The organism is Mycobacterium sp. E735, from assembly GCF_001666955.1.
Taxonomy (GTDB): Bacteria; Actinomycetota; Actinomycetes; order Mycobacteriales; family Mycobacteriaceae; genus Mycobacterium.
The window spans coordinates 1-13,456 of record NZ_LZIX01000242.1; the positions used below are offsets into that span (position 1 = coordinate 1).

Annotated in this window: 16 protein-coding genes and 1 tRNA gene; 6 read left to right on the plus strand and 11 right to left on the minus strand. The window is 68.0% G+C overall.

Translation table 11 applies throughout. The annotated features are described in order from the left end of the window. The 5 genes from A5704_RS19480 to A5704_RS19500 all read right to left on the minus strand — a co-directional run. On the minus strand, positions 1–1,818 hold a 1,818-nt coding region (locus A5704_RS19480; RefSeq protein ID WP_067749306.1), incomplete at its 3' end, for a SpoIIE family protein phosphatase. Then, entirely contained in the window at positions 1,815–2,441 is a 627-nt protein-coding gene (locus tag A5704_RS19485) for a SpoIIE family protein phosphatase (RefSeq protein WP_067749307.1), read from the minus strand. The genes A5704_RS19485 and A5704_RS19480, both read right to left, overlap by 4 nt. Continuing rightward, positions 2,434–2,844, minus strand: a complete 411-nt coding sequence (locus A5704_RS19490; protein ID WP_067749308.1) for an anti-sigma regulatory factor — start codon at positions 2,842–2,844, stop codon at positions 2,434–2,436. Before A5704_RS19490 ends, A5704_RS19485 begins: the two co-directional genes overlap by 8 nt. Continuing rightward, positions 2,834–3,223: an STAS domain-containing protein gene (locus A5704_RS19495; protein WP_067270791.1), complete on the minus strand. Its 390-nt coding sequence runs from the start codon at positions 3,221–3,223 to the stop codon at positions 2,834–2,836. Before A5704_RS19495 ends, A5704_RS19490 begins: the two co-directional genes overlap by 11 nt. A 22-nt stretch (positions 3,224–3,245) precedes the next feature. After that, positions 3,246–4,148 carry an STAS domain-containing protein gene (locus tag A5704_RS19500; RefSeq protein ID WP_067749310.1) on the minus strand — a complete coding sequence of 301 codons (903 nt, stop codon included), beginning with the start codon at positions 4,146–4,148 and terminating at the stop codon, positions 3,246–3,248. Positions 4,149–4,310: 162 nt separating this feature from the next. Here A5704_RS19500 and A5704_RS19505 point away from each other — a divergent pair, with 162 nt between their 5' ends. Beyond that, a complete protein-coding gene (locus A5704_RS19505) occupies positions 4,311–4,679 on the plus strand; it encodes an STAS domain-containing protein (RefSeq protein ID WP_156669914.1) in 369 nt (122 codons plus the stop codon). A 151-nt stretch (positions 4,680–4,830) separates the two neighbouring features. Then, on the plus strand, positions 4,831–5,331 hold the full coding sequence (locus A5704_RS19510) for a DUF6328 family protein (RefSeq protein ID WP_067749333.1): 501 nt from the start codon (positions 4,831–4,833) through the stop codon (positions 5,329–5,331). Here A5704_RS19510 and A5704_RS19515 read toward each other — a convergent pair. Next, positions 5,308–5,991 carry an HAD family hydrolase gene (locus tag A5704_RS19515; protein ID WP_067749315.1) on the minus strand — a complete coding sequence of 228 codons (684 nt, stop codon included), beginning with the start codon at positions 5,989–5,991 and terminating at the stop codon, positions 5,308–5,310. The two genes, A5704_RS19510 and A5704_RS19515, sit on opposite strands and share 24 nt — an antisense overlap. A 210-nt stretch (positions 5,992–6,201) precedes the next feature. Here A5704_RS19515 and A5704_RS19520 point away from each other — a divergent pair, with 210 nt between their 5' ends. The 3 genes from A5704_RS19520 (at position 6,202) to A5704_RS19530 (ending at position 7,262) form a co-directional block, all read left to right on the plus strand. Continuing rightward, on the plus strand, positions 6,202–6,513 hold the full coding sequence (locus A5704_RS19520) for a hypothetical protein (protein ID WP_067749326.1): 312 nt from the start codon (positions 6,202–6,204) through the stop codon (positions 6,511–6,513). A 79-nt stretch (positions 6,514–6,592) separates the two neighbouring features. Further along, positions 6,593–6,883: a hypothetical protein gene (locus tag A5704_RS19525; protein WP_082950332.1), complete on the plus strand. Its 291-nt coding sequence runs from the start codon at positions 6,593–6,595 to the stop codon at positions 6,881–6,883. 76 nt (positions 6,884–6,959) lie between these two features. Next, positions 6,960–7,262 carry a DUF4193 domain-containing protein gene (locus tag A5704_RS19530; protein ID WP_067749329.1) on the plus strand — a complete coding sequence of 101 codons (303 nt, stop codon included), beginning with the start codon at positions 6,960–6,962 and terminating at the stop codon, positions 7,260–7,262. A 46-nt stretch (positions 7,263–7,308) separates the two neighbouring features. On the opposite strand, the gene A5704_RS19535 is transcribed toward A5704_RS19530, so the two are convergent. The 5 genes from A5704_RS19535 to ponA2 form a co-directional block, all read right to left on the minus strand. Next, positions 7,309–7,884, minus strand: a complete 576-nt coding sequence (locus A5704_RS19535; protein ID WP_067783340.1) for a hypothetical protein — start codon at positions 7,882–7,884, stop codon at positions 7,309–7,311. Between the two features lie 83 nt (positions 7,885–7,967). After that, positions 7,968–8,041: transfer RNA gene (locus A5704_RS19540), tRNA-Pro, on the minus strand. A 61-nt stretch (positions 8,042–8,102) separates the two neighbouring features. Continuing rightward, positions 8,103–9,218, minus strand: a complete 1,116-nt coding sequence (locus A5704_RS19545) for a PLP-dependent cysteine synthase family protein (protein WP_067759860.1) — start codon at positions 9,216–9,218, stop codon at positions 8,103–8,105. After that, positions 9,215–10,213 (minus strand): metallophosphoesterase, encoded by a 999-nt coding sequence (locus A5704_RS19550; RefSeq protein WP_082954909.1) that lies wholly within the window; start codon positions 10,211–10,213, stop codon positions 9,215–9,217. The genes A5704_RS19545 and A5704_RS19550 overlap by 4 nt, the downstream gene beginning before the upstream one ends. 88 nt (positions 10,214–10,301) lie before the next feature. Beyond that, complete coding sequence (gene ponA2, locus A5704_RS19555) at positions 10,302–12,731, minus strand: transglycosylase/D,D-transpeptidase PonA2 (protein WP_067890564.1); 2,430 nt, start codon at positions 12,729–12,731, stop codon at positions 10,302–10,304. Positions 12,732–13,095: 364 nt separating this feature from the next. Here ponA2 and A5704_RS19560 point away from each other — a divergent pair, with 364 nt between their 5' ends. After that, positions 13,096–13,446 (plus strand): WhiB family transcriptional regulator, encoded by a 351-nt coding sequence (locus A5704_RS19560; protein WP_065443482.1) that lies wholly within the window; start codon positions 13,096–13,098, stop codon positions 13,444–13,446. The last annotated feature ends 10 nt before the right edge of the window (positions 13,447–13,456 follow it).

Here is a 13,456-nt window from a genome sequence, read left to right on the forward strand (position 1 = left end):
CCGGTAGATCACCATTGCCACATCGTCGTCATACCCAGCCGGAGGGGCCAACTCACGCAAAACCGCATCGGCGACGGAATCCAGTGGCAGCGCGGTCGTCTTCACCAGGACCGCGGCGGCCCGGTTGATCCCGTCGTCGATGGATTCGTGCTTGCGCTCCACCAGCCCGTCGGTGAACAGCATCAGGGTGGACCCCGGTGGCAGTACGCGACTGGCCTGCGGGCGGGGTTCCGCGCGGCGCACGGCCAGCGGCACCGACGCCGCGTCGGTCAACATCGCGGTCGTGTCCGGTTCCGGCCCCACCAGCAGGGCGGGCATGTGGCCGGCGTTGCTGTACTGCAGGACCCCGGATTCGGTGTCCAGGATCGCCAGGAAGACGGTGGTGCAGTAGGCGTTCGGGATGAGCGAGGCCGCCGAGTCCAGTTGATCGAGCAGCAGCGCGGGCTCGGCCCCGTTGATCAGCAACGCCCGCGCGGAGCTGCGTAGCTGACCCATGACCGCGGCCGCCGGCAGGCCACGGCCCACGCAGTCGCCGACCACGATGCCGATGCGGTGGTCGCCGATCGGCAGCACGTCGTACCAGTCGCCGCCGATCTCCAACGGCGGGACGGCGGGCTCGTAACGCACGGCGAAGCCCGGCGGCGGCTCCATCGTCGGCAGCAGGGCGCGCTGCAAGGTCAGCGACGTCTCGCGGGCGCTCTCGAATTGGCGGACGTGTTGCATCGCGAGGCTGAGGTGTCCGATGAGGACGGTGACCAGCAGCCGGTCTTCGGCACTGACCCAGCGTGGCGAGCGCAGCTCCAACCACAACGCCAGGTCGCCCGCGCCGGAGAGTACCGCCACCAAACCCTGTGCCTTGCCGGGATTGTCGGGGTGCTCGACCGTTCTCGCCGTCAGCGGCAGCTGATGGCGGGCGTCCTCAAACGTCCGGCGCAGCCACGGATCCAGCCTGCGCCAAGGTATTTGGGACGACTCGCCCGCCACCTGCACGGTGGGTTCACCCTCGCCGGTCGGCCACGAGATCGCGACCACGCGTTGCACGTCGATCGCCGTGCTGCACTCGTCGAGCGTGATGGACAGCAGCTCGTCCACGCTTTTGGCGACGGCCACGGCCGTCGCCAGGCGCAGGACCGCGCTTTCCCTTGCGGCGAAGGCGCGTTCGGCGGTGATGTCACGGATCGTCCCCACGAAGACGTCCTGGTCGCTGCCGCTGCCCTGAACGGCGTTGATACTGACCGTTACCCAGACCAGATGCCCGTCGCGATGGCGGATGGGTGTCTCGTAGGCGGTGGCGCCGATGCTTTGCACCAGCGACTGTTGTTGGCTCGCGCCCTTCTGGTCGACCAACCACGGATGTGGCCATCGGTAGGGCAGACCCTCCGCCGGATAACCCAGGATTTCGATCAGGGCGTTGTTCATCTCGATCACGGAGCCCTCGTGGTCGGCGACGAAGAATCCCTCCTGCAACGAATTCACGACCGCGGTGCGGAATCTGTCGCGGTCGGCCAGCCCCTCGGCGCGGGCGCGCTCGCGCGCGAAGCGGCGCGTGCCGTCCAGAAAGCCCCGGGTGGCGATGTCGAGGGGGACCAGCATCTGCAACAGGAATTCCAGCGCGATCGGCGCGTCGATCTGAATGTCCTTGGCCAGGCCGAGAATCAGCTGCACGTGCCGCTCGATGATCGCGAGCAGGCTGACTTCCTCTTGCAGGGCCCGGCGGCCGAGTTCGTACGCGGCGGCCAGGCTGTCCTCGTCCCGCGCCTGCATGTAGGCGCGCAAGGCCGCGGCGTACTGGGCGTGGAAGTCGTCGCTGTCGCTCACGTCGAAGTCCCCCGATGACGAGCGGTCAGTACCATGGCATCGTCGGTTTCCTTGGCGTCCTTACCGAGCAGTTCCTCGGCGATGACGACGGCGGTGGCCGAGAAGTCGATGTGGTCCAGGTAATTCTCGGTGATCCCGTCGGTACTGATCACCAGCAGGTCCCCGGGACGGATCGAAATGATCTGCGCCGGCCGGATTTCCGGTATGCGGTAGCCGACGATTCCCGCGGTCAGCCGCGCGCTGTGTCGAATCTGCACGCCGGTCGGGGATTTGGCCACCAGGTCGGCGGTGACGTTGCCGACGCCGGTCCAGGTCAGCGTGTTGGCCGCGAAGTCCATACGCGCCAAGGTCATCGCGACGCCCCTGCTGCCCTCGAGCACGCGGTGACACAGCTGGATCAGCACCTCCAGGCGCTCGGTGCTGGAGCGCTGGACCGTTTCGACGGCGCGCAGCGCGGCGGCTGCGGCTTCGGGGCCGTGGCCGAGGCCGTCGACCACGCCGAACAGGGCGGCGGCGCCGGCGAGGTCGACGGCGAGGCCCCGGTCACCCGAGGTGTACTCGCTGGGCAGAGGGCGCCCCGCCCTCGCCCACTCGATGGGACCGAACCGGCCGTTCTCATGCACGGGGCGGCACCCATTTCCACATCTCGACGGCCGTTCCCTTGCCCAGCGCCGACTCCACGAACAGTCGGTCCATCAGCCGGCGGGAGCCGGGCAGGCCCATTCCCAGCCCGCGACCGGTCGAATAACCGTCCTCCATCGCCCGCTCGATGTCGGCGATGCCCGGACCCTCGTCCTCGGCGCGCACCACCAGGGCCTTGCGGCCGTCGCGGTCGGCCACGAACACTCGGACGGTGCCCCGGCCGGCGTAGCTGGTGATGTTGCGCGCGATCTCGGAGATCGCCGTGGCGATCATCGTGACGTCGGTGAGGGAGAATCCCAGATCGAGGGCGAGTTGGTGTCCGGCTTTGCGAGCTTCGACGATGTCGTCGGAATTGTCGATGTCGACGACTATATCAGCCGCCACCGTCGCGCCCGATCGTCGGTTTTCGTTGCGCCAGTTGGCGATTCAGCAGTGCCAGGCCCTCTTCGAGGTCAAGCGCGGTGTTCATGTCGTCGAACGCCAACCCCAGCTGGACCATGGCGAAGGCGACTTCCGGCTGCAGTCCGACGATCACCGTGTCCGCGCCGCGCAGCCGGGTCATGTGCGCGATCGTGCGCAGCGACCGGGCCGCGAAGGAGTCCATCACGTCGATGGCGGTGACGTCGACGATGATGCCCTGCGCGCGGAACCGGCTGACCCGCTCCATCAGGTCGTAGCGCAGCCGCTCGGCGTCGGAATCGCTGAGCGCGGCCTGTACCGAGGCGATCAGAATCGCACCCTGTTTCAGAATCGGTACTGGCATGGGGCGCTCGCGTTCCTGATGTCTAGCCTGGCTGCTCGCCGGTGCGGGAGACTTCGTAGCCCAGCAGGCGCTCGGCTTCCTCGATGCCGCCCTGCAGGTCGCCGACCGCGTTCATCTTGGACAGGTCCAGGCCGATCGTCACCAGGGTCAGGGCGATTTCGGAGGACAGGCCGGTGATGATGACGCTGGCGCCCATCAGGCCCGACGCGTCGACCGTCTGCACCAGGTGGTTGGCCACCGTGGAGTCGATGGTCGGCACGCCGGTGATGTCGATGACCACCACCTTCGCGCGGTTCGCGCGGATGGCTCTCAACAGCTGCTCGGTGACCTGGCGGGCGCGCTGGGAATCGAGCACACCGATGATCGGCAGAATCAGCAACTGCTCACGCACCTGCAGCACCGGCGTCGACAGCTCGCGGATCGCCTCCTGCTGCTGGCGGATGATGCGCTCGCGTTCCTGCACGAAGGACACGGCCACGGTGTTGGCGATGCGGTTGGCCGCCGGTTCGTAGGCGTCCAGCACCCGGTTGAGCATCTCGAACTCGGCCTGGTACTTCTCGAACAACGAGCGCGCCAGCACGTCACGCAGCAACAACACGATGCCGACGACCTCGTCGGTTTCCACGCCCCGCGGAATGATGCGCTCCGACAGGTCGCGCGCGTAGGCCTGCAGCGCCTCGACGCTACCGGTCTCGAGCACCTCCACGTAGTTGTCGTAGACGGCGGTCGCCTCGGAGAACAGCTCCTCGGGCGTCATCGCGGTGAGCAGTTCGGCCTCGGTGATCCTGCGCGCCCATTCCTCGCGCAGCACCGTTCGGTTCTGCCGCAGATGCTGGACGAGCTGGGGCAGCAGGCCCTCGCTGGAAATGGTGGCTGCCTGGGCGGCGGCACCCGCGCTGCCGAACTCCGACGGCGAATCTGACATGTGGCCTCCCGAGTGCCGGTTCGCGCCCCGTCGCGTGCAGGCTCGATTTTGCGAGACTAGCGTGGGTTGTCGCGGGGCAGGTGTCGAGGGCATATTCTTCTCGCAGTTCGCAACGCAGGCTAGGCTTGCACCACACTTAAGGCCCAGGACAAAGGATCGCCATTGTCAGCTCCTGATTCGATTACCACGTTGGTTGAGGACCACGATGGCGTGTCCGTGGTCAGTGTCAGCGGCGAAATCGATTTGGTCACGGCGCCGGCCCTGGAACAGGCCATCGGCGCGGTAGTGGCGGAGAACCCGGCGGCTCTGGTCATCGATCTTTCGGCGGTGGAGTTCCTCGGTTCGGTGGGGCTGAAGATCCTGGCGGCGACGTACGAGAAGCTGGGCGAGGCGACGGGGTTCGGGGTGGTCGCGCGTGGTCCGGCAACCAGGCGGCCGATTCACCTGACCGGCCTGGACAAGACCTTCCCGCTGCACCCGACGCTCGACGACGCCCTGACCGCGGTCCGGGACGACAACATCAGCCGCTAGGCGCTCGGGTATCGCCGTGTCTTGCGGCACAACGTATTTGGTGGAATTCGATTGCAAATCGGCCGACCGCCGAGTGCAATTCGAATTCAACACCTCGATTCCTCGTCGGGAAACGGCGCTGGCGGGTGCGCCAGGTGCGATGATCACGGCTATGGACGTCGATCACCCGCAAGACGACCAGCACTGGGACAGCCGCGAGCGCGGCGAAACTGAAATCCAACGGCTGGACCGCAATTGGAACAGCCTGCTGCAGGAGCTGCGCGTGGTGCAGACCGGGGTGCAGCTGCTCACCGGCTTCCTGCTGACGTTGCCGTTCCAGCAGCGGTTCGACGTCCTGGCGCCCGTCCTGCGCGACGCCTACCTGATCACGGTGGGTTGTTCGGTGGGCGCGACCGTCCTGCTGATCGCCCCGGTAGGCATGCACAGAATGCTGTTCCGCCGGCACCGCCTACAGGTCTTGGTGTCGGCCGCCCATCGGTGCGCCTACGCGGGGCTGGCGCTGCTCGGCCTCGCCCTGACCGGGGTGACGGTCATCGTGTTCGCCGCGGTGGCGGGGCGCAGCCCGGCCCTGATCGCGGGAGCGTGTGCGCTGACGCTGTTTACGTTCTTCTGGTGGCTGCTGCCGCTGCTACTGCGCTCGCGCGGCATGTAGCGCGAGTTCGTGGATTCGCGTCGAGTCCAGATGGTTCAGCAGGTCCTGGGGATCGGCGAAGATCGGTGACGCACCCGCCGCCTGCAGTTCCTCGCGCGCGATCCCGCCGCTGAGCAGGCCGATGCACGGCAACTTGGCGCCTCCCGCCGCGTGCGCATCCCACACGGCGTCCCCGACGAACACCGCATGATCGGCGTTGACCCCGGCGCGGTCCAGCGCGACCTGCACGATGCCCGGCTCGGGTTTGGCGGTGTCGACGTCCCGCGACGACGTGGTCTCCGAAATGACCTCCTCGCAATCGAGGACCTTGCGCAAGATCTCTAATTCGTCGTCGGGCGCCGACGTCGCCAGCACGACCTGCAGGCCCAGGTCGGCGACCCGCCGCAGCAGCGCCTGGGCGCCGGGCAGGGGCGTGAGCAGGTGGGTGCTCTCCCGGTAGTAACGGCTGTGCCCGTCGCTCAGCCGCTCCTGAACCTCGTCCGGTGCGTCATCGGAGAGGGTCCGGACCAATGTGGAGCCGTCCATTCCGATGCAACGGTGGATCTGCCAGGCGGCCACGGGCAGTCCCTCGTCGTCGAAGGCGCGCAGCCACGCGCAGACGTGCAGATAGTTGGAGTCGATCAGGCTTCCGTCGACGTCGAACAGAACGGCGGGTTTCATCTGCGCGGCATACCCACCTCGGGGCCGGCTGACACCGGTGCGGCGAACGGTTTGGGGACTGGGGCGGCGGGTAACCGCCGTTGATGATCCCGCGAAGCGGTTGCGGTTTATGGGTCGCGGGGTGGCCGCCGCCTCAGGCGCCGGCTCGATCGGCGGGCCAGATGCCGCACGAATCACCCTGACGCGCAAGATTTCTCGCGAGGAGGCCAGTTGAATTCCCGCAACGATGACCCGATCGATCACCAACGGACGTTCCGTCAGCACGCCGGTGAAACCGTCACCAACGGGGCCAACGCACCCGGCCTGGCGGGCTCGGCCGTCGCGGTGCTCGCCCTGATCGTGGGTCTATTCGAGTTGGCGACCCGGCACTTTGCGGCGGGCCTGACCGCGGTGGTCCTGGCCGCGCTGCTGGGTGCGGCGAGCGTGGTGTGGCTGGCGCGCACCCATCGCAAGGTGCGCGACGCCGAACTTGCCTGGCACGCCGCGAATTCCGACCAGCCCGCCCCGCCGCCGAGCAGCTGACCCTGTGAGCTAACGAACACCTGCCCGCCTCGGGCCAACCACACGTTTGATCGCGGTCGTGACCGGGTAAGAGTCGATCATGGTCGCGCCAGTCCCGTTGCGAGCAGCAAACTATCCGGCCGAGTACGAGCGGGATTTCCCGCTGCTCGGCCTCGCGGCCGTGGCCGTCTGGGCGGTCAGCCTGGCGATCGGTTTGTTCGAGCTATTGGTGGGGCACGAAGGGGTGGCCATCGGGGCGCTGCTGGTCTCGGTCGTTGCGCCGTGGTTGGGCCTGGCGCTGGCGCATTACCCCGCCGCGGCCCGGCGGCTGAGGCAGCTCAGGTTCCGCCGGCGCAACTTTTTCGAGACGGTCGGTGTAACTCGAGCCTGAACGGGGTACAGCCTGCGCCAACGGGATGAGTACAGGAAAGTGCGTCAGCCCGGCTCATCAGCAGGAAGGAACTGCCATGGCGACCGCAAGCGACTATGACGCACGCCGGGTCTCCGACATGGACACTCAGGACAAGTCCGCGATACGCGAGCTGGCCCCGACCTTGCAGGGCTCGGTCACCGCAGTGGTCGATGAAGATCCCAACGACGTCCACTTCTTCGAGCTGCCCGGCGCCGACCTGTCCGGTGAAGAGCTGTCCGTGACGGTGATTCCCCAGCGCTCCGACGAGTTCACCTGCTCGAGTTGTTTCTTGGTGCAGCACCGCAGCCGGTTGCGCAGCACGAAGGCGGGCCTGCAGATCTGCGCCGACTGCGCCTAGGGCCGTAAACCCTGGGCAGGGTTAGAGCGTTGGCGGGCAACGAATTTCAGGATTGCGCCCATTCGCGCTCGCACACGGCGCAGCGCCGGGTGACCATCGCCCAGTCAGGTTCGTCCTTGCCGGGCTCGCGGATCAGGTGCGCGGACGTGTCGCCGCAGCCCGGGCAGGCGCAGATCGCGCGGTAGGGCTCCACCGGTTGAGCCGCCATCAGTCGCAGGTTCTCCGCCCGGGTGAAAGGCACGATCACCAGCGAATCGGGGCGGGGCAGCGGGTGCGGATTGTCGAACCACAACAGGCCACACGTCACCGTGGCCACCGCCGTGAAGACGGCCAGGATCATGGTCGGAATGTCCCACGGCCAGTTCGGCGGGAGAGGGGTCAGCACGAGAACCACCAGCACGGCGGAGACCAGCGCCCCGATGATGGTGCCGGGTTTGGCGAAGCGGTAACCGCCGACGTCGAACGCTTCCCAGGCCTCGATCTCCTGCTTGCGCCGGGCGATCTCCGCCAGGGTCGGGTGGGCGGGGTCCTCATCCGACGACGCGGTGTCAGCAAACCGGGCGACCTGTCGGCCGACCTCGCGTCGCCGCCCTTGCTCGGGCGTCCGGCTTACCAGCGCCATGCGGGCTGAGCTTAATGGCAAAGCCGCGCGTCCGCAGTGTCAGACGCTCTGGCCGGCTGTCCTGCCAGCTAACACAAACTGAGTCGGGGTGGCGGGATTTGAACCCACGGCCTCTTCGTCCCGAACGAAGCGCGCTACCAAGCTGCGCCACACCCCGCTTGAAGCTCCGACAGCCTATCGCACCCGCCCATCGGCTGGCCAAACCGCGGTGTGCCGGGTCACTGCCACCGGCAGGAACGCTCGAACTCCACCAGCGCCGCGGCCGGACCGCTCGGATCGAGTCCCTGCGCGGCGACCCAGTCGTCGTCGAAGTAGGTGTCGTGATAGCGGTCGCCGCTGTCGGCGAGCAGCGTGACCACCGAACCGCTGCGCCGTTCGGCGACCATCTCGGCGAGCAAGCCGAAGGCGCCCCACAGGTTCGTGCCGGTCGAGGGACCCACCCGGCGGCCCAGGACGGTGCTGACGTGGCGGGCGGCGGCGACGGACGCCGCGTCGGGCACCGCCACCATCCGGTCGACCACACCGGGCAGAAACGACGGCTCCACGCGCGGCCTGCCGATTCCCTCGATGCGCGACGAGGCGGGCATCACGAGGTCGTACCGGTCGTCTTCGTAGGCGGGGAAGAACGCGGAGTTCTCCGGGTCGACGACGCACAACCGGGTCGTGTGCCGCCGGTAGCGGATGTAGCGGCCGATCGTGGCGCTGGTGCCGCCGGTGCCCGCCCCGACGACGATCCACTCCGGAATCGGATGCGTCTCCTCGCCCATCTGCTCGAAGATCGACTCGGCGATGTTGTTGTTGCCCCGCCAGTCGGTGGCGCGTTCGGCGTTGGTGAACTGGTCGAGGTAATGCCCGCCGGTGTCGCGGGCCACGCGTTCGGCCTCGGCGTACACCTCGCTGGACTTCTGCACGAAATGGCAACGGCCGCCCTGGGCTTCGATCAGCGCCACCTTGGACGAGCTGGTCGACGCCGGCATCACGGCGACGAACGGCAGACCCAGCAGGGCCGCGAAGTAGGCCTCCGACACCGCCGTCGATCCCGACGAGGCCTCGACCACCGTGGTCTTCTCGTTGATCCACCCGTTGCAGAGTGCGTAGAGGAACAGCGAGCGCGCCAGCCGGTGTTTCAGGCTGCCGGTGATGTGGGTGGTCTCGTCCTTGAGGTACAGCGCCACATCGGTGTCTGAGCCGTTTCTAGCCCATGCCTCCGGCAGCGGGTAGCGCAGCAGGTGCGTGTCCGCGCTGCGGCGGGCGTCGGCCTGGATCAGCCGGACCGCGTTGTCCGTCCAGGACCGGGAGTGGCTGCGGACCGCGATCCGGGTCCGCTCGGTCAACGCACCGAAACTGTTGGCTGCGAACGGCTCAGGTCGCTGGCCGAGTCGTGACCGCCCATCGGCGTGGCGATCAACGTCAGCAGGGTGGCCTCGGGCCGGCAGCAGAACCGCACCGGGGCGAATGGGGAGGTGCCGATGCCGCCGGAGACGTGCAGTGCAATGTTCGCGCCCCACCGGGACGGTCCCTTGGCGCGGGACCGGTCCAGGCCGCAGTTGGTCACCAGCGCGCCGTAGAGCGGCAGGCAGACCTGCCCGCCGTGGGTGTGGCCGGCCATCACCAGCTGATAGCCGTCGGCGGCGAAGCGGTCCAGCACGCGCGGCTCCGGCGAATGGGTAAGTCCCAGGCGCAGGTTCGCGGCCGGGCTGGCCGGGCCGGCGATCGTCTCGTAGCGGTCCCGGTCGATGTGCGGGTCGTCGACGCCGGCCGCGGCGACGTGCAGGCCGGCCACCTCGAACTCGCGCCGCGTGTGGGTCAGGTCGAGCCAGCCGCGCTCGGTGAACGCCGCCCGCAGGTCCTGCCAGGGCAGCGGTTCGCCGTGGACCCGGTGCGACGGGTTGGTCACGTAATTCAGGGGGTTCTTCAGGCGCGGCCCGAAGTAGTCGTTGCTGCCGAACACGAAGACGCCGGGCCGCGACAGCAGGTCGCCCAGGGCCTGCACCACCGCGGGCACCGCCTTCGGGTGCGCCAGGTTGTCCCCGGTGTTGACCACCAGGTCGGGTTCCCAGTTGCTCAGCTCCCGCAGCCAGGCCTGTTTTCGGCGCTGGGTGGGCAGCATGTGCAGATCGCTGATGTGCAGCACCCGCAGCGGCGTGGAACCCGGCGTCAGGACGGGCATCGTGATCTCGCGCAGGACGAAGGCGTTGCGCTCGACGACGGCGGCGTAACCGATACCGGCGACGGCCGAACCGAGCGCGACGGCACCGGTGCGTATCAGCGTGGGCAACGCCCCGCGACGATGCGGTCCGCGCAGCGGACCGCCGTGGAGGGGGGCCATTGAGCTTGCATCAGCCATGCTGGCAGCCTACTGCCGGTTGCGCTTTGGCAACGTATAGCTTGCGCCGCGGCGTCACAGCTCGCCCGGTCTACGGGGGCGGCTGCCCCGGCGGCGGGGGCGGTGGCGCCAGGAGCGGAATGGTGATCGGGGGCAGACCCGGGATCTCCACCACCTGCGAGCCGACCGGCACCGGCGCGCCCTCCGGGGGCGGCGGTGGGGCAGGCGGGATGCCGTTGCTGACCTGGATGGTGATGATCGACCCGGGGATCGTCGCGCCGCTCGGCGAGGTCCCGACCACCTCGCCCTGCTTGGCGGAGCTGTTGACGAAGTTGTTCTGGTCGGCGACCTGGAAGCCGGCCTCCTTGAGGCGGGCGCGCGCGGCATCGATGTCCAACCCGGCGACGCTGGGCACCCGCGACCCGGGTGAGCCGTCGACGTAGCGGGGATCGGTGGGCGGCAGCTGCACCGGGCCGAAATTGGTGGCGATCGGCTTCATCGCCGTGAACCAGGTGCGGGCCGGCTCGTTACCGCCGTACAAGTCGCCCTCGCCGCAGTGGCGCAGCGGCGACGAGCACAGGTCCGTCGGCGAGGGTGAGTCGTCATAGATGTAGTTGGCCGCGGCGTAGTGGTTGGTGAAGCCCACGAAGCCGGAGGAGCGGTGCGCCTCGGTGGTGCCGGTCTTGCCGGACATCGGCAGCGTCCACCCCGCGGCGCCGGCGGAACCGGAGGCGGTGCCGCCGCCCACCGCGTCTTTGCTCATCGCGTTCGCCAGGGTGTTGGCCAGGCCTTCGGGCACCACCTGGTCACAGGTCTCGGTGGTCACGGCGACCTCGTTGCCGTGCCGGTCGATCAGCTTGTCGATCGGGTTGGGCGGGCACCAGGTGCCGCCCGAGGCCAGCGTCGCCGCGACGTTGGACAGCTCCAGCGCGTTGACTTCGATGGGGCCCAGCGTGAACGAGCCGATGTTCTGCCGTTTGACGAAGTCGGCCAGGCTCTCGTTGCTGTCCGGGTTGTAGTCGCGCGCGGTGCCGGGGTCGGCGTAGGACCGCAGCCCCAGCTTGATCGCCATGTCCACGGTGCGGGTCACCCCGACCTGCTGAATCAGCTTGGCGAAGGCGGTATTGGGCGAGGTGGCGAGGGCCTCGGTGACATTCATCGACCCGCGGTAGTTGCCGGCGTTGACCACACACCAGTTGTCCTTGGGGCAGCCCTTGGCTCCACCGCTACCCATGCCCTTGGTCTGGAAGCGCGGCGGCACGTCGAGGGTTGCGTTGATGCCCATGCCCATGTCCAGGGCGGCGGCCGTCGTGAAGATCTTGAAGACCGAGCCCGCGCCGTCACCGACCAGCGAGAAGGGCTGCGGCCGCATGGTCTGCCCGGCGTCGCTGTCCAGCCCGTAGGTCCGGTTGCTGGCCATCGCCATCACCTTGTGCGAGGTCTTGCCGGGCTGGATCACGCTCATCACGCTGGAGATGCCCGGCAGCGTCGGGCTCGCGAACTGGTCGATCGCCGACTTGACCGGCACCTGCACGTCCGGGTCCAGCGTGGTGCGGATCAGGTAGCCGCCGCGGGCCACCTGCTCTTTGCTGATCCCCGCCCGCGACAGGTACTCCTGGACGTAGTCGCAGAAGAACGCGCGATCGCCGGCGGCGATGCAACCCCGCGGTAGCTCATTGGGCTGCGGCAGCACGCCCAGCGGTGTGGCCTTGGCGGCGCGCAGCGCGTCGGCCTCCTGCGGGATGTTCTCGATCATGGTGTCCAGCACCAGGTTTCGCCGCGCCAGCGCGCCCTCGGGATTGGTGTAGGGGTTGAGCGCGCTGGTCGACTGCACCATGCCCGCCAGCAGCGCCGCCTGCTGCCAGTTCAGGTCCGAAGCGTTGATGCCGAAGTAGGTCTGCGCCGCGTCCTGCACCCCGAACGACCCGTTGCCGAACGACACCAGGTTCAGGTAGCGGGTGAGAATCTCGGGCTTGGTGAAGGTCTTGTCGAGCGTGAGCGCCATCCGGATCTCGCGCAGCTTGCGCGCCGGGGTGGTCTCCACGGCGGCGCGCTTCTCGGCGTCGGTCTTCGCCGTCACCAGCAGTTGGTAGTTCTTGATGTACTGCTGCTCGATGGTCGACCCGCCGCGGGTGTCGACGTCGCCGCGGGCGTAGCCGGCCAGCCCGGTCAGCGTGCCCTTCCAGTCCACCCCGGCATGCTCGGCGAACCGCTTGTCCTCGATGGACACGATCGCCAGCTTCATGGTGTTGGCGATCTTGTCGGTGGGCACCTCGAAGCGGCGCTGGGAGTACAGCCAGGCGATGGTGTTGCCCTTCGCGTCGACCATCGTCGAAACCGCGGGGACCTCACCCTCGAGGAGTTGGGCCGAGCCGTTGGCGACGACTTCGGAGGCCCGGTTGGACACCAGTCCCAATCCGCCCGCGAACGGAAACATCAGCGCCGTGGCGACGACACCGGCCAGCAAGCAGTAACCCGCGAGCTTGAGGATGGTGAGAAAGGCCTGGGGCCGGTCTGACATGGCTACTACAGTAGCGGCCCCCTGTCACGCCGCCACGCTGCGCGTTCACCCACTTTTTCACCCCGTCATTGACCAGCGCTTTACGGCCGCGGCAGGGATAAAATTTGCGCGTGCGTCAGTGAATGGACCCCCCGAACGGGCGTGTCCAAGATCACTTCTTGGCCCGCCGTTTTGGACGAGACGGCACGCCCGTCCCAAAAAAAGCGTTATCGGACTGTTGCGCAATTGGTGGCTGACCACCTAACTTAGACACACGGTGAGATTCAGGTAACACCGATGTACACAGTGTGGCGTAGATCGCAGGTCAGGATCTGCACCCCAGGAGGGCGGTCGCGAGAGCGGCCGGTAGGGAAGGGAACAGTTCGTGTCAGGAACACGGCCTGCGGCGCGTAGGACAAACATTGCGGCCGCTCAAGGGGTACTCCGCAGCGTTGATGCCGAAGAACGGATCGCCTGGGTTTCCAAAGCACTGTGTCGAACCACCGACCCGGACGAGCTATTCGTCCGTGGCGCCGCGCAGCGCAAAGCGGCCGTTATTTGCCGGCACTGCCCGGTGATGCAGGAGTGCGGGGCCGACGCCCTCGACAATAAGGTCGAGTTCGGCGTCTGGGGCGGCATGACCGAGCGTCAACGCCGCGCCCTGCTCAAGCAGCACCCCGAGGTGGTCTCCTGGGCCGACTTCTTCGACAAGAGGCGCACCCGCAGCGTCGGCTGACCCGCGGACC